Raw genomic sequence first — 18,879 nt, 5'->3', positions numbered from 1 at the left:
GTTCGATCGTGCAACGTCGTGATTTCCTCAGCTTTACCGGTTTGACCACGGCAGGCGCGCTGCTCCCGTTCGGGCGCAGCGTTGCTGCGGAAGCGCTGCTGGAACCGGTCGATCATGCGCGTCGTCGGCAGCTCGCCGACGCCGCGCTCGCTACGGCCCGTGCTGGCGGCGCGCAGTATTCCGACGTGCGCATCGGCCGTTACCTGCGCCAGTCGGTCATCACCCGCGAAGCGCGCGTGGAGAACGTCGTCAACGCCGAGTCTTCCGGCGTCGGCGTGCGCGTGCTCGCCGACGGCGCGTGGGGTTTCGCCGCCACGCACGTGCAGACGCCGGAAGCCGTCGCGCAGGCGACGCGCACCGCGTTGTCGATCGCGAAGGCCAACGCGCGCAACCAGACGCGCAAGGTCGAACTGGCGCCCACGCCCGCATTGGGCGAGGTGCGCTGGGCCACGCCTATCCGCAAGAACGGCATGGAAGTGCCGATCAAGGACAAGGTCGACCTGCTGCTGTCGGTCAATGCCGCGGCGATGAAGGCCGGCGCGGATTTCTTCAACTCCACGCTGTTCCTCATCAACGAACAGAAGTACTTCGCGTCCACCGATGGCAGCTACGTCGGCCAGGACATCCACCGCATCTGGCTGCCGGTGACGGCCACCGCGGTGGACAAGGCGAGCGGCAAGTTCCGCACGCGCAATGGCCTGTCCGCACCGATGGGCATGGGCTACGAATACCTGGACGGCGCGGCGGCCGGCAAGCGCGCGCTGCCCGGCGGCATCACCGCATACGCCACCAGCTACGACGTGGTGGAAGACGCGGTGCAGGCCGCGCGTGACGCACGCGCGAAGCTCAAGGCACCGTCGGTGAAGCCGGGCAAGTACGACCTGGTCATCGACCCGACGAACCTGTTCCTCACCATCCACGAGAACGTCGGCCATCCGCTCGAACTCGACCGCGTGCTCGGCTACGAAGCCAATTACGCCGGCACCAGCTTCGCCACGCTCGACAAGCGCGACGCGGGCTACAAGTGGGGCAGCGACATCGTCAACTTCGTCGCCGACAAGACGCGTCCGGGCAGCCTCGGCGCGGTCGGTTACGACGACGAAGGCGTGAAGACGAAGCAGTGGGACCTGGTGCGCGATGGTGTACTCGTCGATTACCAGGCCACGCGCGATGAAGCGCACATCCTCGGCCACACCGAATCGCACGGTTGCAGCTACGCCGATTCGTGGTCGAGCGTGCAGTTCCAGCGCATGGCGAACGTTTCGCTGATGCCGGGCAAGACGCCGCTCAGCGTCGCCGACATGGTCAAGGACGTCGAAAACGGCCTGTATGTGCACGGCCGCGGGTCGTATTCCATCGACCAGCAGCGCTACAACGCGCAGTTCGGCGGCCAGCTGTTCTACGAGATCAGGAACGGCAAGGTCACCGGCCTGGTTGAAGACGCCGCGTACCAGATCCGCACGCCGGAATTCTGGAACGCGTGCGTGGCGATCTGCGACGAGCGCGACTTCCGCCTCAACGGTTCGTTCTTCGACGGCAAGGGCCAGCCGAGCCAGGTCTCGGCGGTGTCGCACGGCGCGGCTACGGCGCGGTTCAACGGAATCAACGTCATCAATACCGCGCGGTCGATATGAACCGCGCGCAGTTCCTCCGCCTGATGCTGGGAAGCGCGGCAGCCGCGATGCTGCCGCCTCTCGCGCAGGCGGCGGCTGCGGATTACGACTTCTGGCTGACGCGGTTGAAGTACGACTCCGGCGACTGGGACGTCGACCAGCGGATGCCGGCGAACCTGATCACCTCGCTGATCGACTACACCCACCTGCGCGTGGACCCGAAGGAGCACGTGCTGGCGCTGGCCGATCCGAAGATGCTCACGGCGCCCTTCTGCTACCTCGCCGGCCACAAGCTGGTGGACTTCAATCCGGCCGAGCGGCGCAACTTCGAGCGTTACGTGCGCAACGGCGGCTTCGTCTTCGTGGACGACTGCAACCACGACATCGACGGATTGTTCGCCAAGTCGTTCGAGGAACAGATGGCGAAGATCTTCGGCCCGAAGGCGCTGAAGAAGCTGCCGAACAACCACGCGCTGTACCGCAGCTTCTTCGAGTTCAAGGACGGCCCGCCGGCCACCACGTTCGAACTCAACGGCTGGGGCGACGACCTGGTGCACGACTATCTGAAGGCCATCGAGATCGACGGCCGCCTGGGCGTGCTCTACAGCAACAAGGATTACGGCTGCGAGTGGGATTACGACTGGCGCAACAAGCGTTTCCTCGCCGAGGACAACACGAAGTTCGCCGTCAACATCGTGATGTATGCGTTGAGCAGTTGATGCCCCAGGGTCGTCATCCCCGCGAAAGCGGGGATCCAGCGACTTCAGGGCGGACGACGAAGGCACTGGATTCCCGCGTGCGCGGGAATGACGAGCAAGAGCGAACACGGACTCCACACATGAACCACACCCTCACCGAAGCGCAACTCAAGACCCAGCTCGAACGCCTCGGCACGCTGCGCAACGCCATCGCGCAGGCGATCGTCGGACAGGAATCCGTCGTCGAGCAGTTGCTCATCGGCCTGCTCGCCGGTGGCCACTGCCTGCTCGAAGGCGTTCCGGGCCTGGGCAAGACGCTGCTGGTGCGCTCGCTCGGACAGGCGCTGGAACTGCAGTTCCGCCGCGTCCAGTTCACGCCCGACCTGATGCCCAGCGACATCCTCGGCACGGAACTGCTGGAAGAAGACCACGGCACCGGCCATCGCCATTTCCGCTTCCAGCCGGGCCCGATCTTCACCAACCTGCTGCTCGCCGACGAACTCAATCGCACTCCGCCGAAGACGCAGGCCGCGCTGCTGGAAGCGATGCAGGAACGCACCGTCAGCTATGCCGGCGTGACGCACACGCTGCCGGCGCCGTTCTTCGTGCTGGCGACGCAGAACCCGATCGAACAGGCCGGCACGTATCCGCTGCCCGAAGCGCAGCTGGACCGCTTCCTGCTGCACATCCGCGTGGATTACCCGACCGAGCGCGAGGAGCGCGACATCCTCGCGCAGACCACCGGCACGCACAGCGCGCACGTGCCCAGCGTGATGCACGGCGAGGAAGTGCTCGCGCTGCAGGCGCTGGTGCGCGAGGTGCATTTCGGCGACGACCTGCTCGCGTGGGTCACGCGCCTGGTGCGCGCCACGCGCCCCGGCGCCGACGTTCCCGACGAAGTGAAGCAGTGGGTGAAGTGGGGCGCCGGTCCGCGCGCGGGCCAGTCGCTGGTCCTCGCCGCGAAGGCGCGTGCGCTGCTGCACGGCCGCCTCGCCGCGACGCGCGAGGACATCGCCGCGCTCGCCGCGCCGGTGATGCGCCATCGCCTGCTGTTGTCGTTCGCCGCGGAAGCCGAGCAGAAGAGCGCCGACGACGTGATCGCCGCGCTGCTGCGCGCGGTGCCGTTCACCGGCTGATCGCCACGTTCCGATGAACGCGCCCGGTACCCGCATCGCCGACTTCATCCCGCCCGCCGTGCGCGCGCGGCTGAAGGACCTGCGCCTGACCTCGCGACGCGCGGTCGGGCTGCAGGGGCTCGGGCTGCATCACAGCCGCAGTCGCGGCGCGGGACTGGAATTCGCGCAGTACCGCGCGTACGAGCCGGGCGACGAACTGCGCCAGATCGACTGGAAGCTCTACGCGCGCTCGGATCGCTTCTTCGTTCGCGAAGCCGAACGCGAAAGTCCGCTTGCCGCGTGGTTGCTGATCGACGCGAGCGCGTCGATGGCGCAGGAAGACAAGGCGCGGCCGGGCTGGTCGCGGCTTTCGGCCGCAAAAGGATTGGCTGCCTGCGTCGCCGAACTCGCGCTACGACAGGGCGATCGCTTCGGCCTGGTCGCGTTGCGCGACGACGGCGTGCGCCTGCTCGCGCCCGGCGCGGGGCTGCGCCAGCGCGACCGTTTCCTGCTCGAACTGCACGGGCTTGAGGCACGCGGGCAGTGGCCATCGCCGGAGAAGCTGCGCCCGCTGTGGGAACGCATCGGCGCGGGCGATCTGGTGGTGCTGCTCAGCGACGGCTTCGACGAAGGCGCCATCGACGTGATGACGCGCCTTGCGGCGGCACGTCGCGAAGTGTTGACCGTGCGCATCCTCACCGCCGAGGAGCGCGACTTCCCCTTCAGCGGCGGCCATCGCTTCCACGACCCGGAAACGGGCGAGGAACTGCTTGGCGACGGTGCGGCGATGCGCGCGGAGTTCCTCGCGCGCTTCACGCAGGCGCGGCGTGAACTCGATGCGCGGCTGGATTCCAGCGGCATCCGCCATGCCGAATACGTGCTCGACCAGCCGCTCGACCTGCCGCTGCGGCGGCTGTTCGGCGCGCGCGACGCCGCGGAGTACGCGTGAGCCTCGCGTTCCTGATTCCCGCCGCGCTGGCCGCACTGGGCGCACTGCTGATCCCGCTGGCGATCCACCTGGCGCGGCGCAGCGAGCAGCGCCCGACCGCGTTCGCCGCGCTGCGCTGGCTGCGGCAGAAACCCAAGCCCCGTCATCGCATCCGCTTCGACGAATGGCCGCTGCTGATCGTGCGCCTGCTGCTGGTCGCGCTGATGGCGCTGCTGCTCGCGCGTCCCGTGCTTCACGGCGGTGAATCGCATGCACCGTACGTCGCCGTGACGCCGGGCGTCGATCTGGCAAAAGCGCGAGCGGCGTTCGATTCGCCGCAGGCGCGTTGGCATTGGCTGGCGCTGGGTTTTCCGGAAGTAGAGGCGATGCCGGATGCGGCCCACGCATCGCTTCCGAGCCTGTTGCGCGAGCTCGATGCGAACCTGCCGGAAGAGGTCGCGCTGACCGTGTTCGTGCCGGAGCGCATCGATCATGCCGATGGCCGGCGCATCGTGCTGTCGCGAAAGATCGACTGGCGCGTCGTGCCGGGTGCGATGCCGGCGGAAGTGGCGCAGAAGGCACCTGCCGCTCCGACATTGATTGTGCGCCATGCGCCCGATCGTGCGGCCGCCGCGCGTTACCTGCGCGCCGCTTCGCTCGCGTGGCAGCCGGCCAACGTGAACGCGAAGGTGGATATCGCGCCTATCGGACAGCCCTTGCCTGCCAACGCCGAGCAGCTCGCGTGGCTCTCGGCGGGCGATGTTCCGACGAATGTCCGCGACTGGGCGCGCAATGGCGGCACGCTGCTGCTGGACGTCGGTGCGCACCTTCCCTTGACCGCAGAAGTGCCCGCATGGGCAACGTTGTGGCGCGACGAAGCCGGTTCGGCCCTCATCGAAGGCGCCGCCTACGGTCACGGCCGTGTGCTGCGCTTTACGCGCACGCTCACTCCGCAGGCGATGCCGCAGCTGCTCGACGCCACGTTCCCGCAGTACCTGCGCGACGCGCTCGAACCGCCGCCTGCATCGCCGTCGCGCGCTCTTTCCGGTGAACATGATCCGCTGACGGGCGGAACGACGTTCCCGATCTCGCCGCGCGATCTCCAGCCATGGCTGGCGTTGCTCATCGCGCTGGTCTTCCTGCTCGAACGCTGGCTCGCGACGTCGTCGCGACGCGCGGTGGCGCCATGAACGCGACCACGCTGCTGCGCCAGACCTTGCAGCACGCCCGCACGCGCGTCGCGCTCGACGCCATCGCGCGCACGCTGCCTTGGGCCTTCGCCGTCGCAGCCATCGCTTGGCGATGGCAAGGCGTCGGCATCGCCGTCGCGTCGTTCCTCATCACGGCCGCCGTCGTCGTGGCGTTCGCAATGCATCGCGCGCGCAAGCTCGACACGCATTGGCTCGTACAGCGCCTGGACGCGACGCGCCCGGACATGGAAGACAGCACGGACCTGCTGTTCGCGCACGAAGCGTCGCTGACGACGCTCGAACGCCTCCAGCGTGCTCGCCTGATCGACCGTCTTGAGCGCGGCGCGGCGCCGGAGCTCCGTCCGCGCTGGTCGACGCGCGCGATCGTGCTTTCAGTGGCGATCGCCGCCATCGTGTTCGCCGCCGCGCTGTTATGGCCGAATCGCCCCGCGCAGGCCTTCGACGACGTCGTCGCGCAGCTCAGTGGCGAAGCCGCCAGGCCGACGCACACGCGCATCGTCGAACAGAACCTGCGCGTCGCGCCGCCCGCCTACACGCGGCAGGCCGCGCGCGACGAACCTTCGCTCGACACGCGCGCGCCGCTGGGCACGAAGCTTGCGTGGACGCTGCGCCTTGCGCCGCAGCCCGCTGCCGCCGAACTGGTCTTCCACGACGGCCGCCGCGTCGCGCTGCGTCGCGATGGCGAGATCTGGCGCGGCGAGCACGTGCTCACGCGCTCGGCGCTGTATCGACTGAGCCTGAAGGATGCGCCGCCGCTGCGCGACGCGAAGCCGCATCGCCTGGATGCCGTCGCCGACCGCCCGCCGCAGGTGCGCGTGCTCGAACCCGATCGCAGCCTCAGCCTCGCCACCGCGAACCAGAAGGCGTGGGCCGTCTCGTTCGAAGCCACCGACGATTACGGCATCGCGAACACCGCGAAGCTGCGCGTCACCCTCGCGCAGGGCAGCGGCGAGAACATCACCTTCCGCGAACAGACGGTCGCGCTGCGTGGCACAGGCAGCGCAACGACCAAGCGCTTCGCGCATTCGCTCGATCTGCGCTCGCTCGGCTTCGCGGTGGGCGACGACCTGATCGCGCAGCTGGAAGTGGAAGACAACCGCACGCCATCGCCGCAGAACGCGCGCAGCGCGAGCCTGATCCTGCGCTGGCCGTCGGATCTGGGCACCGAAACCAGCGACATGGAAGGCATGGTGCGCAAGGTGATGCCGGCGTACTTCCGCAGCCAGCGGCAGATCATCATCGATGCCGAAGCGCTGCTGAAGGAGAAGCGCCGGCTCGATGCCACCGAATACCTGCGCCGCAGCGACGCGATCGGTGTCGACCAGCGCATCCTGCGCCTGCGTTACGGCCAGTTCCTCGGCGAAGAGGCCGAAGGTGCGCCGAAGCCGCCGCCGACGTCGGACGATGTTTCCGCGGTCACCGAGTCGCAGACCGAGGCCACAGACGAGCACGAACACGCCGACGAACCCGCCGACGATCATGCGCACGACGAACCCGCGACGCCCGCGACGTTCGGCCAGGAAGGCGCGGTGCTCGAGGAATACGGCCACACGCACGACCACGCCGAAGCCGCGACGCTGCTCGATCCGGAAACGCGCGCCACGCTGAAACTCGCGCTCGACGCGATGTGGCAGTCGGAAGGTCATCTGCGCCAGGGGCATCCGGACCAGGCGTTGCCCTACGCATACACCGCGCTCAAGCACATCAAGCAGGTGCAGCAGGCCAGCCGCATCTACCTCGCGCGCGTGGGCCCGGAGCTTCCGCCGATCGACGAATCGCGTCGCATGACCGGCGACCGCGCGGGCATCGCGCGTCGCGGCGATGCACTGGTCGCGGCGACGCCGCCGGATCCGGCGCTCCTGCAGCTGTGGCAGGCGCTGGACGAGGCGCACGTCGATGACGGTGTCGCGCGCGACATCGACTTTGCCTCGCTCGACCGCTGGCTGCGTGCCAACGAATCGCGTGTGGCCGATCCGCTGTCGCTGATCGCCGCGATCGATGCGCTGCGCGCCGAGCCGGCGTGCGTGCCGTGCCGCCGCGAGTTGCGCGCGCAGCTGTGGCCGCTGCTGCCGCGTCCGCCGACCACCGTTCCGCGTCGCGATGACGGCGATGCCGCAGGTCGTCGATACCTGGATGCGCTGCGGCAGGAGAACGCACGATGACGCCGCTGTTCACGCCGACGACGACCGCATGGCTGCTCGCGTTCGCCGCGCTGCTTGCGATCGTGCGTCTGGTGTATCGCCATCTGCGCGCCGGGCCAGCGCAGCGTTCGCACGCCGCGCGCATCGCGGTGTTGCTGGTCGCGCAGCCGGTCTGCGCCGCGCTGTTGTACTTCGCGCTGTGGCCGCCGACCGTACCGGGCCGTGCGGGCACGCTGGTCGTCGCGACGTCCGGCGCGCAGCGCGCGAAGGCCACGGCCGGCGATGCGCTGGTCGCGCTTCCAGAAGCGCCGCAGTGGTCCGACGTCGAGCGCGTACCCGATCTGGCCACGGCATTGCGTCGTCATCCCGGAACGCAGCGCGTGCGCGTGATCGGCGATGGGCTGGACGCGCGCGATCTCGACGCCGCCAACGGCGTCGCCGTCGAGTTCACGCCATCGCCGCTTCCGCGCGGTGTGCTCGAACTGCATTCGCCCGGGCGTATCGCGGCGGGCGACGAGTTCAACGTGGGCGGTCGCGTGGGCGGCGTCGCGAACGGCGCAGCCGAACTGCTCGATCCCGCGCGCCGCCGTGTCGATCGCACGACGCTGGCCCGCGATGGCCGATTCGACCTGTCCGCCACCGCGCGAGGCGAGGGGAGTGCGACGTTCCGCCTGCGCGTGCTTGATGCCGGCCAGCGCGTGATCGAGGAGATCGACGTCCCCCTGCTGGTCGAAACGCCCGTGCCGCCGCGCGTGCTGCTGCTTGCCGGCGCGCCGGGCCCGGAGGTGAAGTATCTGCGTCGCTGGCTGGAAGATGCGGGCTTGCCGTCGCAGGCGCAGGTCGCGGTCGGCGGTGGCGTGCAGCTCGGCGATGCGCCGGTTGCGATCAACGCGGGGACGCTTGCGCGTTTCGACGTCGCGGTCATCGACGAACGCGCGTGGTCGTCGATGGGCGAGGCGCAACGCGGCGACCTCGATGCGGCGGTGCGCGACGGGCTCGGGTTGCTGGTGCGCGTCACCGGTGCGCTGTCGGCGCACGAGCGCGCGCGCTTGCGTGCGCTCGGATTCGCGTTCGATGGCGGTCGCGATTCGACTCCGGTGCGGCTGCCAGCCACCGCGCGCGACGATGCGGCCGAACGCGCGCGCCTCGGCCCTGGTTCGCAGGATGCCCCGCGCTCGCGTGAGGAGCCGCCGCCGGAGCTGCCGGTCCTGGCGCGCCGCGATGCGACGGTGCGTGCGTCCTACGGCGTGCCGCTGCTGCGCGATGCCGACGGTGCGCCGCTTGCCACGTGGCGCGCGCACGGACGCGGACGCGTCGGCGTGTGGCTGGTGACGGACAGCTTCCGCCTGGTGCTCGTGGGACGCGACGACCGGCACGCACAGATGTGGAGCGGTGCGTTCGCGACGCTCGCGCGTGCGCGTCCGCAGACGGCGTTCGACATCGATCGCGATGCGTGGGAAGGACAGCGCATGTCGTTGTGCGGCGTGCAGGAGGGTGCGCGGGTGATCGCGCCCGGCGCCCGCGAACATGGATTGGTGCGCGATCCGGCCGCGCGCGGATGCGCCGCGTTCTGGCCGCGTTCGGCGGGATGGCACCGGCTTCGGTCCGGCGATCGCGAGCAGGCGTTCTTCGTGCGTGCGCGCGATGCCGCGCCGGCACTCAAGGCGCAGGCCACGCGCGAGGCGACGCTGCGGCTCGCCGCTTCCTCATCGGGTGCGACTCCCGCGAGCGGCGCGTTGCAGGCGCCGCGTCGCCCCGGTGCGCGCTGGCCGTGGTGGCTGGGCTGGCTGGTCGCGAGCGCCGCGTTGTGGTGGTTCGAGCGTTCGCGCGTTGGGCGCCGGCTCAGCGCAGTGTGATCGCGCGCGACGGCCGCGTATCCACCTGCAGCGAGTCGCGCAGCAGCTTGAGCGAAGCCGTGCGTCGTCCCGGCGTTTCCGACGCGACGCAATCGGAGGGCACGTGCAGCTTGAAGCCGTGCATGTTGGCGTCGGAGGCGGTGGCCAGCACGCATGCGTCGAGCGCGATGCCGGTGAGGATCAGCGTTTTCGCGTCGAGCTTCCCCAGCAGCATGCGCAGCGGGGTGTCGCGGAAGCCGCTGCGTTCGGGTTTCAGCACGAAGAAGTCGTCTTCTTCCGGACGCAACAGGGTCACCAGTGGCGCGCCGAGCGAGTCCGGCGCGGCGCATCGCGCCACGACCTGCTTGAAATCCGAACGCCACTGGCCGTAGTTGTCGTTGACGTAGATCACCGGCACGCCGCGCGGCTTCAGCCGCTGCTTCAAACTCGCGATGCGGCGCGCGGCCGGCTTCGCGGTGGCGAGCAGCTTTTCGCCCTCGGGGAAATCGAGGGCGTTGATCATGTCGATGATGAGGAGGGCGTGGCCTTTCACGTCGCGCGCGACTGGGGACTGAAGGGTAGGATCGCGATGCGGTCGTGATCGCGGCGTCGCGCGATGGTTGAGGCTGTCTTCCGGTGGGAGAGGTCGCGGGCTGGGAGGTGCGGTGACCTGAACGACGCCTTCGTCCGGTCGGCCGCGCTGTGTACGCAGCCCCTCCCCACCCTCCCCTGCATTCGCAGGGGAGGGAGCAGAAGCAGGAAGCTCAGTTCACCGGCGCATACCGCAGCGTCAGGAACCACTCGCGGCCGGCCTGGTTGTAGAACGCCACCGTCTCGTAATCGCGGTCGAACACGTTCGCCACGCGCGCCTGCACCGTCAGGGCCGGGGTGATCGCGTACTCGGCGCGCAGGTCGAGCGTGCCGTAGCCGCCGAGGCGGCGCGTGTTGGCGACGTCGTCGAAACGCGAACCTTCGCCTGCCGCGGTGACGCCCAGGCGGAACTTGCCGAAGGCGCGATCCACGTCCACGCGCGCGCTCTGCTTCGCACGGCGGGCGAGCTCGTTGCCCGCGTAGAAGCCGCTGCGGTTCTCGGTGTCGAGGTAGCTGATCGCGCCGTTGATGGTCCAGTCGGCGACCGTCGTGTCGATGCCGAGCTCGGCGCCGCGCATGCGCGCGCGTTCGACGTTGTTCGGCAGGCCGATCGCGGCGTCGAAGGCGATCAGGTCGTCCACGTCGGTGGTGAACGCGTCGAGTCGCACGTTGAAGGTGTCGCCGCGCCAGGCGGTGCCGAGTTCCCAGGTTTCCGATTCTTCCGGATGCAGGTCCGCGTTGCCGAAGAACGGGTAGTACAGTTCATTGAACGTCGGCGCCTTGAACGCGCTGCCGTAGCCGGCGGTGATGCGCCAGCCGTGCGCGAACTCGATGCCCCACGCGGCGCTGCCGGTGGTGTGGCCGCCGAACTGCTCGTTGTCGTCGCGGCGCACGCTGGCTTCCAGCGATTGCGCACCGAAGCGCCCCTGGTACTGCACGAACGCCGCCTTGTTGTCGCGCGAGGTCTCGTCGTACTGCGTCGTGCTGCTCACGCTGTCGTCGAGCCAGTCCAGGCCGATGCTGAGCAGGTGCTTCTCGGCGAGGCCGAAATCGCCCTGCAGCGTGGCGCTGTCGCGGTAGGTGCTGAAGTAGTCGAGGTAGGTGTCGCCGAGGTAGTTGTCCGACGCATCGGTGTTGCGGCCGGCGGTCAGGTGCAGGTCGACGCGGCTGTTCGGGTGCCAGCGCAGCTTGCCGCCGACGACCTGCTGCACGGTCTTCGCGCGATCGGTGAAATCGCCGTCGAACTCGTTGTCGCCTTCGTTGCGCAGCGCGTGGCCTTCCAGGCTCCACTGTTCGTCGAACTCGATGCCGCCGCGGACCGACAGTGCATCGCGCGTGTAGCCGTCGCGATCGGGCTGCGAGCCCGGTGCGATGAAGCAGCCCGCGCCGTCGAAGGTCACCGGATCCAGGTAACCGCTGCACGCGTCGATGCCCTGCGTGTGGCTGTACGAGTAGTCCGCGCCGAACCACGCGCGCCCACTGCGACCGCCGAAGCCGGTGGAGAATTCGTTGAGGCCGTTGGAACCGCCGCCGACGCTCACGCGCGGCGCGAAGCCGTTGCGGTCGCGGCGCGTGAACACCTGGATGACGCCGCCGATGGCGTCGGCGCCGTACAGGCTCGAACGCGGGCCGCGCACGATTTCGACGCGATCGATCAGGTCGACCGGCAAGTCCTGCAGCGATGCCAGGCCCGAGGTCGCCGAGCCGATGCGCACGCCGTCGACGAGCACGAGCACGTGGTCGGATTCGGCACCGCGCAGGAACAGCGTGGTGAGCTTGCCCGCGCCGCCCTGGTTCGACAGCGAGATGCCGGCGCGGCCACGCAGCAGGTCCGGCAGCGAACGCGCCTGGCTGCGGCGGATCTGTTCGGCGTCGATCACTTCCACCGGCGCGAGCGCGTCGTTGACGGTGACGGCGGTGCGGTTGGCGGTGACGACGACTTCGTCCAGGTCGGTCGCCTGCGGCGCCGCGTGCGCGAGCAGGGGCAGGGCGGACGCGCAGGCCAGGGCGAGCGCTTGGACGTGGACGGTGCTGCGGAAGGACATCGCGATTCTCCGGCGCGGATCGGGCGCCAACGGCAAAGGGAACGGTTGCCGGAAGAATCGAGGCCGCTACGGGGCGCGGGCGCGCCGACGTCGCCGCCGCGACGCCCTCCGCATCGCAACCAGTGGAGGCCGGCCTGTCGCCAGGCGGCCTGCTTCGTGGCCGGTCTCCGGACTCGCGGGCGAGGACGATGTCCTCCGGCTGCGGCGCCTTCCCGTGCATGCGCACAGTGGCGGTGTGCCGAGCCTGTTGCTCGCTTACCGTTGCGGGGGCAGTGCCGGACTGGCCGTGGTGCGGCGTCACCGGCTTCCCGTTTCAACCCGTGGGCAGGACGCCGGCGGGTCACCTCGAAGCGGGGCGAAGTCTACGGCATTTTCGCGGTTGTGCTTCGTTTGGGTGTTTTTGGGGCTCAGGGGGAGCCGCTGCCTCGGCGTGGAGGGCGCGATAAGGAGGCTGCTAGATCTGGAGCGAGTTGCTTCCAGGGCCGCGGGTGATGCTTCACCCCTCCCCAACTCTCCCTGCAAGCAGGGAAGGGAGCAGAAGCCGAGGCGGTGACGCTACGGACTCACTCCCGATCCGCCGGCTCGTCGAACAACGCCGGCATCGCCATCGAATCCTCGCGTGCCATCTGCGTGGTGGTCACCGGCGCGGCGGCCGGCTTGTAGCGCGGCGGCGGGAGCAGCGCGGTGGCGGCGTCGGCGGCGAGGATCAGTTCGCTGCGGCGTTCGTCGGAAATCTCCTGCCAGTGGCAGTCCTGCAGCGCGCCTTCGATCGCGTACAGCAGGTTCAACGTCGGCTTGAAGCCCGCGCGCTTGACGCGCATGAAGGCTTCCACCGTGCCCACCGCGGCGAGGTCGTCGCGCGTGCGCAGTCCGACCTGGCGCAGCCAGGCGGCGGACTTCGGGCCGATGTTGCGCAGCTTGTCGGTGCTGGTCATTCGAGTGACTCCACGAAAGCCCGCGCGATCGCCTCCAGGCCGTGCTGGTCATCAACGTCGAAACGATCGTGAACCGGACTGTCCAGGTCGAACACGCCGATCAGCTCGCCCTTCGACGACACCAGCGGGACGACCAGCTCGGAGTTCGACGCCGAATCGCAGGCGATATGGCCCGGGAAGGCGTGCACGTCGTCGATCCGCTGGGTCTGGCGAGTCGAGGCCGCCGCGCCGCACACGCCCTTGTCGAGCGGGATGCGCACGCAGGCCGGCAGGCCCTGGAACGGGCCGACCACCAGTTCGGTGCCGTCGAAGAAGTAGAAACCGACCCAGTTGAGCTGCGGCAGCGCGTGATAGACCAGCGCCGACAGATTGGCCGCGTTGGCGATGCGGTCGCGCTCGCCGTGCACCAGCGCGCGGGCCTGCGCGAGCAGCTGTTCGTACTGTTCCGGCTTGCTGCCGCTTAGACTTTCGCTGGTGAACATGAGCGCCTCGTTTCCACATCGCAATAGTGCCTCAGATACCGACGTAGATGGGGTCGCCACGGCCGCGTGCAACCGGGAGGCGGCATGAACCGCGGCTGGTTCGTCACCGGCACCGACACGGGCATCGGCAAATCCCTGGCCAGTGCGACGCTGCTGCATGCGTTGCGCGCACGCGGGCTGCGGGCGGCCGGCATGAAGCCCCTCGCCAGCGGCTGCGAGGCCACGCCGGAGGGTTGGCGCAACGAGGACGCGCTCGCGCTGCAGGCCGCCAGTTCGCCGCGGCCGGCCTATGCGGACGTGAATCCGTTCGCCCTGCCCAATCCGCTGGCGCCGGAACTGGCTGCCAGCGACGCCGGTATCCGCGTTACCCTTGCGCCCATCGTGTCCGCGTTCGAGCGCCTGTCCGCGCAGGCCGATGTGGTGGTGGTGGAAGGCGTCGGCGGTTGGGCCGCCCCGCTGTCGGCCACGCTGGACCAGGCCGACCTGGCGCGCGTGCTGGACCTGCCGGTGGTGATGGTCGTGGGGCTGCGGCTGGGCTGCATCAGCCATGCGCGCCTGACCGCCCGTGCGATCGAACGCGACGGGCTGCGGCTGGCGGGCTGGATCGCCAACGACATCGATCCGGCCATGGCCCGCGCCGACGACAACTTCGAACTGCTGAAGCAGCGGCTCCCGGTGGCGTGCTGGGGACGGCTCCCGTACCGCGACATGCCCGATCCCGCACAGCTGTGGTCTTTGCTCCAAACGGCCTGATCGCCGATAGACGTGACCAATGGGAGATGGGCCGCTCCCGACGAATGCTAGACTGAGCGGTATAGGAATTAGAACCCGTCCGGGCTTCGACGCTCGTAATGAAGGAACTGGAGTCTTCCCCCATGGTCAAGAACCCGCGCACGGTGGCGATCGCCGCCGCGTTGGCCCTCGCACTGTCCGCCTGCGGCGGCAAGGATCAGCAGCCCCAGGGCGGCATGCCTCCGCCGGAAGTCGGCGTGGTCAAGGTGCAGCCGCGCGATGTGCCGTTGCAGAAGGATCTGGTGGGCCGCCTGGCCGCATTCCGTAGCGCCGACGTGCGCGCCCGCGTCCCGGGCGTGCTGCAGCGGCGCGTCTATGAGGAAGGCAGCGACGTGAAGGCCGGCCAGGTGCTGTTCCTGATCGACCCGGCGCCGCTGCAGGCCGAAGTCGGCCAGGCGCAGGCCTCGCTCGCCTCGGCGCAGGCGAACTACGCCAATTCGAAGGCCGCGGCCGACCGCGCGCGTCGCCTCGCCCCGGACAAGTTCGTCTCGCAGTCCGACCTCGACAACGCGCTCGCCGCCGAGCGCAGCGCAGGCGCCGCGGTGAAGCAGGCCGAAGCCGCGCTGGCCAACGCCCGCATCAACCTGGGTTATGCGACGGTGACCGCGCCGATCAGCGGTCGCGCGAACCAGCAGATGGTCACCGAGGGCGCCCTCGTCGGCCAGGGCACGGCGACATTGCTGACGACCGTCGACCAGATCGACCAGCTCTACGTGAACTTCTCGCTGAGCGTGTCCGAACTGGAGCAGGTCCGCCGCGCGCACGGTTCGCAGAGCGACTCCACTGTCACCGTGCTGCTGCCGGACGGCACGCCCTACGAGCATCCGGGCAAGCTGAACTTCTCCGGCGACGTGGTCGATCCGACCACCGGCGCGATCGCGCTGCGCGCGCTGATCCCGAATCCGGAGAAGAACCTGCTGCCGGGCACCTTCGTGACGCTGCAGGCGACGCTCGGCACGCAGCCGAACGCCTACCTCGTCCCGCAGGCCGGCCTGCAGCGCGACGCGAAGAGCGCGTTCGTGCTGGTCGTGGGGGCCGACGGCAAGGTCGCGCGCAAGGACGTCCGCGCCGATCGCCAGCAGGGCGGCAACTGGGTCGTGACCCAGGGCCTGGCGCCGAACGACCAGGTCATCGTCTCGGGCGTGCAGCGTGCGCAGCCGGGTTCGCCGGCCACGGCCAAGCCGGCGGACGCCGCCGGCAGCGCCGCCGCCGCGCCCGGCGCTCCGCAGGGACAGGCCGGCAAGGCCGCCGGCGAGGAGCCGGCCAAGAAGGCAGCCGGTCAGGAACCGGCCCAGAAGGACTAATCCCCCGCCATGTCCAGATTCTTCATCAACCACCCGGTCTTCGCCTGGGTCATCGCGATCCTGATCTCGCTTTGCGGCGTGCTCGCGATCCTGAACCTCGGCGTCGAGTCGTATCCCTCCATCGCGCCGCCGCAGGTGACGGTGTCCGCGTCGTATCCCGGCGCGAGCGCCGAGACGGCCGAAGGCGCGGTCACGCAGGTCATCGAGCAGCAGCTGACGGGCATCGACAACCTCGTCTACTTCTCCTCGTCGTCCAGCTCCAGCGGCGGCTCGAACATCACGCTCACCTTCGCGCCGGGCACCGATCCGGACATCGCGCAGGTGCAGGTGCAGAACAAGGTCGCGCTCGCCACGCCGCGTCTGCCGACCGAAGTGACCCAGCAGGGCGTGGTCGTCGCCAAGGCGAATGCGGGCTTCCTGAAGGTCGTCGCGCTGCGTAGCGACGACGACACGATGGACCGCGACGCGCTGAGCGACATCATCGGCTCGCGCGTGCTCGACCAGATCGCGCGCGTGCCGGGCGTCGGCAGCACCCAGCAGTTCGGCAGCGAATACGCGATGAACATCTGGTTGAACCCGGATCGTCTGCGCGGCTTCGGCCTGTCGGCGACGCAGGTGCTGCAGGCGGTCCGCTCGCAGAACGTGCAGTTCGCGGCCGGCAAGATCGGCGCCGATCCCGCGCCGGTCGAGCAGGGCTTCACCGCGACGGTGTCCGCCGAAGGCCGCTTCAGCACGCCCGAGCAGTTCGGCAACATCATCCTGCGCACCAATGCCGACGGCACCACCGTGCGCCTTCGCGATGTCGCGCGCGTCGGCCTGGGCGCCACCTCCTACGGCTTCGACAGCCGCTGGGACGGCAAGCCCGCGGCCGGTTTCGCGATCCAGCTGGCGCCGGGCGCCAACGCGCTGGGCGTCGCCGAAGCCGTCACGCAGCGCATGAACGAACTGCAGGCCACGTTCCCCAAGGGCGTGACCTGGTTCTCGCCGTACGACAGCTCGACCTTCGTCGCCGTCTCGATCAAGGAAGTGATCAAGACGCTGTTCGAGGCGATCGTGCTCGTCTTCCTGGTGATGCTTATCTTCCTGCAGAACTTCCGGGCGACGCTGATCCCGACGCTGGTGATCCCGATCGCGCTGCTCGGCACGTTCCTGGGGATGTACTTCATCGGCTTCACCATCAACCAGCTCAGCCTGTTCGGCATGGTGCTGGCGATCGGCATCGTGGTGGACGACGCGATCGTGGTGATCGAGAACGTCGAACGCATCATGACCGAGGAAGGCCTGTCGCCGAAGGCCGCCACGCGCAAGTCGATGACGCAGATCAGCGGCGCGGTCGTGGCGATCACGGTCGTGCTGGCGGCGGTGTTCATCCCGTCCGCGTTCCAGGGCGGTTCGGCGGGCGAGATCTACAAGCAGTTCGCCATCACCATCGCCATGGCGATGTTCTTCTCGGCGTTCCTCGCGCTGGGCTTCACGCCCGCGCTGTGCGCGACGCTGCTGAAGCCCACCGCCGACCACCACCGCGACAACATCGTCTTCCGCACCTTCAACAAGTACTACGACAAGGTCGCCAAGACGTACGTCGGCCACATCGGCAGCGCGATCAAGCACACGCCGCGCTGGATGATGGTGTTCGGCGTGCTGGTGGTGCTGTGCGGCTTCCTGTTCACGCGCATGCCGGGCAGCTTCCTCCCCGAGGAAGATCAGGGCTACGCCATCGCGCTGATCAACCTGCCGCCGGGCGCGACCATCAACCGCACCAACGCCGTGCTGGACCAGGTGCGCCAGACGATGGAGAAGGACGAGGCGTTCGACGGCATCTTCACCGTCGCCGGCTTCAGCTTCGTGGGCCAGGGCGAGAACGTGGGCATCGCGTTCATCCGCCTCAAGCCGTGGGACGACCGCGACGTCACCGCCGCCGAGTTCATCCAGAAGGCGAACATGGCGCTGTTCGGCATCCGCGACGCGCAGATCTTCGTGATCAACCTGCCGACGGTGTCGGGCCTGGGCCAGTTCGGCGGCTTCGACATGTACCTGCAGGACCGCAGCGGCCAGGGACGCGAAGCCCTGACCGAAGCGCGCAACGTGCTGCTCGGCAAGGCCGCGCAGAACCAGGCGCTGACGGCGGTGCGTCCGAACCAGCTGGAAGAGTCGCCGCAGCTGCGGCTGGACGTCGACCGCGTGCAGGCACAGTCGATGGGCTTGTCGGTGGGCGACATCTACAGCGCGATCCAGCTGATGCTGGCGCCGGTGTACGTCAACGACTTCGTCGACGAAGGCCGCGTGAAGCGCGTGACCATGCAGGCCGATGCGCCGTACCGCACCGGTCCGGAATCGCTCGCGCGCTTCTACACGCCCAGCCCGCTCACGCAGCCGGCCGAGGGCGAGGCCGCGTCGATGGTGCCGCTGTCGAACGTCGTGCGCAGCCACTGGATCACCGCGTCGCCGTCGCTCACGCGTTACAACGGTTACGCCGCGGTGGAAATCGTCGGTTCGCAGGCGCCGGGCCACAGCTCGGGCGAGGCGATGACCGCGATGCAGAACATCGTCGAGAACGACCTGCCGCAGGGCTTCGGCTACGACTGGACGGGCCAGTCGTACCAGGAAATCCTGTCGGGCAACCAGGCGCCGGCGCTGCTCGCGCTGTCGATCCTGGTGGTGTTCCTGTGCCTCGCGGCGCTGTACGAAAGCTGGTCGGTGCCGGTCGCGGTGCTGCTGGTCGTGCCGCTGGGCGCGCTCGGCGCGGTGCTGTTCTCGCTGCTGCGCGGCCTGCCGAACGACATCTACTTCAAGATCGGCCTGATCACGGTGATTGGCCTTGCCGCCAAGAACGCGATCCTGATCGTGGAGTTCGCCATCGAGCAGCGCCAGCACGGCAAGACGCTGCGCGAGGCGACGATCGAAGCGGCGCACCTGCGTTTCCGCCCGATCCTGATGACGTCGTTCGCCTTCATCATGGGCGTGTTCCCGCTGGCGATTTCCAGCGGCGCCGGCGCCAACTCGCGTCACGCGATCGGTACCGGCGTGATCGGCGGCATGATCTTCGCGACCTTCCTCGGCCTGCTGCTGATCCCGGTGTTCTACGTCGCGGTGCGTCGCCTGCTGGGCGACAAGATGGACGAGAAGCCGGTGCTCGAACGCGACGAGGACGAGGAACCGACACCGCGTCCTGCGACCTGACGCGCGTCG

General features: G+C 69.0%; 14 protein-coding genes and 1 riboswitch. Of the genes, 10 read left to right on the top strand and 4 right to left on the bottom strand.

The features are described from left to right. Positions 1–8: 8 nt before the first annotated feature. The 7 genes from I4U41_RS16440 (at position 9) to I4U41_RS16410 (ending at position 9,562) form a co-directional block, all read left to right on the top strand. Complete coding sequence (locus tag I4U41_RS16440; protein ID WP_206862256.1) at positions 9–1,634, top strand: metallopeptidase TldD-related protein; 1,626 nt, start codon at positions 9–11, stop codon at positions 1,632–1,634. Beyond that, positions 1,631–2,332, top strand: a complete 702-nt coding sequence (locus tag I4U41_RS16435; RefSeq protein WP_206862255.1) for a DUF4159 domain-containing protein — start codon at positions 1,631–1,633, stop codon at positions 2,330–2,332. The genes I4U41_RS16440 and I4U41_RS16435 overlap by 4 nt, the downstream gene beginning before the upstream one ends. A gap of 119 nt (positions 2,333–2,451) precedes the next feature. Next, positions 2,452–3,447, top strand: a complete 996-nt coding sequence (locus I4U41_RS16430) for an AAA family ATPase (RefSeq protein ID WP_206862254.1) — start codon at positions 2,452–2,454, stop codon at positions 3,445–3,447. Between the two features lie 13 nt (positions 3,448–3,460). Next, the gene (locus I4U41_RS16425) at positions 3,461–4,375 is read left to right on the top strand and encodes a DUF58 domain-containing protein (RefSeq protein ID WP_206862253.1); all 915 of its coding nucleotides are present in this window, start codon (positions 3,461–3,463) and stop codon (positions 4,373–4,375) included. After that, on the top strand, positions 4,372–5,544 hold the full coding sequence (locus tag I4U41_RS16420) for a BatA domain-containing protein (RefSeq protein WP_206862252.1): 1,173 nt from the start codon (positions 4,372–4,374) through the stop codon (positions 5,542–5,544). Before I4U41_RS16425 ends, I4U41_RS16420 begins: the two co-directional genes overlap by 4 nt. Then, positions 5,541–7,727, top strand: coding sequence for a hypothetical protein (locus tag I4U41_RS16415; RefSeq protein WP_206862251.1), 2,187 nt, complete (start codon positions 5,541–5,543; stop codon positions 7,725–7,727). The genes I4U41_RS16420 and I4U41_RS16415 overlap by 4 nt, the downstream gene beginning before the upstream one ends. Next, a complete protein-coding gene (locus tag I4U41_RS16410) occupies positions 7,724–9,562 on the top strand; it encodes a carboxypeptidase regulatory-like domain-containing protein (protein ID WP_206862250.1) in 1,839 nt (612 codons plus the stop codon). Before I4U41_RS16415 ends, I4U41_RS16410 begins: the two co-directional genes overlap by 4 nt. Here I4U41_RS16410 and I4U41_RS16405 read toward each other — a convergent pair. From I4U41_RS16405 to I4U41_RS16390, 4 genes are all read right to left on the bottom strand, one after another. Next, positions 9,549–10,094: an isochorismatase family protein gene (locus I4U41_RS16405; RefSeq protein ID WP_206862249.1), complete on the bottom strand. Its 546-nt coding sequence runs from the start codon at positions 10,092–10,094 to the stop codon at positions 9,549–9,551. The genes I4U41_RS16410 and I4U41_RS16405 overlap by 14 nt on opposite strands. Before the next feature lie 211 nt (positions 10,095–10,305). After that, the gene (gene btuB / locus I4U41_RS16400; RefSeq protein ID WP_206862248.1) at positions 10,306–12,177 is read right to left on the bottom strand and encodes a TonB-dependent vitamin B12 receptor; all 1,872 of its coding nucleotides are present in this window, start codon (positions 12,175–12,177) and stop codon (positions 10,306–10,308) included. Positions 12,178–12,318: 141 nt separating this feature from the next. Next, positions 12,319–12,540: riboswitch (cobalamin riboswitch) on the bottom strand. A gap of 200 nt (positions 12,541–12,740) precedes the next feature. Then, positions 12,741–13,112, bottom strand: a complete 372-nt coding sequence (locus tag I4U41_RS16395) for a TfoX/Sxy family protein (protein ID WP_206862247.1) — start codon at positions 13,110–13,112, stop codon at positions 12,741–12,743. Beyond that, the gene (locus I4U41_RS16390) at positions 13,109–13,594 is read right to left on the bottom strand and encodes a GAF domain-containing protein (protein WP_206862246.1); all 486 of its coding nucleotides are present in this window, start codon (positions 13,592–13,594) and stop codon (positions 13,109–13,111) included. Before I4U41_RS16390 ends, I4U41_RS16395 begins: the two co-directional genes overlap by 4 nt. Before the next feature lie 84 nt (positions 13,595–13,678). Here I4U41_RS16390 and bioD point away from each other — a divergent pair, with 84 nt between their 5' ends. The 3 genes from bioD (at position 13,679) to I4U41_RS16375 (ending at position 18,870) form a co-directional block, all read left to right on the top strand. After that, on the top strand, positions 13,679–14,347 hold the full coding sequence (gene bioD / locus I4U41_RS16385; protein ID WP_206862245.1) for a dethiobiotin synthase: 669 nt from the start codon (positions 13,679–13,681) through the stop codon (positions 14,345–14,347). A 122-nt stretch (positions 14,348–14,469) separates the two neighbouring features. Further along, positions 14,470–15,690, top strand: a complete 1,221-nt coding sequence (locus I4U41_RS16380) for an efflux RND transporter periplasmic adaptor subunit (RefSeq protein WP_206862244.1) — start codon at positions 14,470–14,472, stop codon at positions 15,688–15,690. A gap of 9 nt (positions 15,691–15,699) precedes the next feature. Further along, positions 15,700–18,870: an efflux RND transporter permease subunit gene (locus I4U41_RS16375; protein ID WP_206862243.1), complete on the top strand. Its 3,171-nt coding sequence runs from the start codon at positions 15,700–15,702 to the stop codon at positions 18,868–18,870. Positions 18,871–18,879: the final 9 nt, after the last annotated feature.

The organism is Lysobacter changpingensis (assembly GCF_017308985.1).
In the GTDB taxonomy this organism is placed as follows: domain Bacteria; phylum Pseudomonadota; class Gammaproteobacteria; order Xanthomonadales; family Xanthomonadaceae; genus Lysobacter_J; species Lysobacter_J changpingensis.
This window is presented reverse-complemented; position numbering and strand designations above follow the sequence as displayed.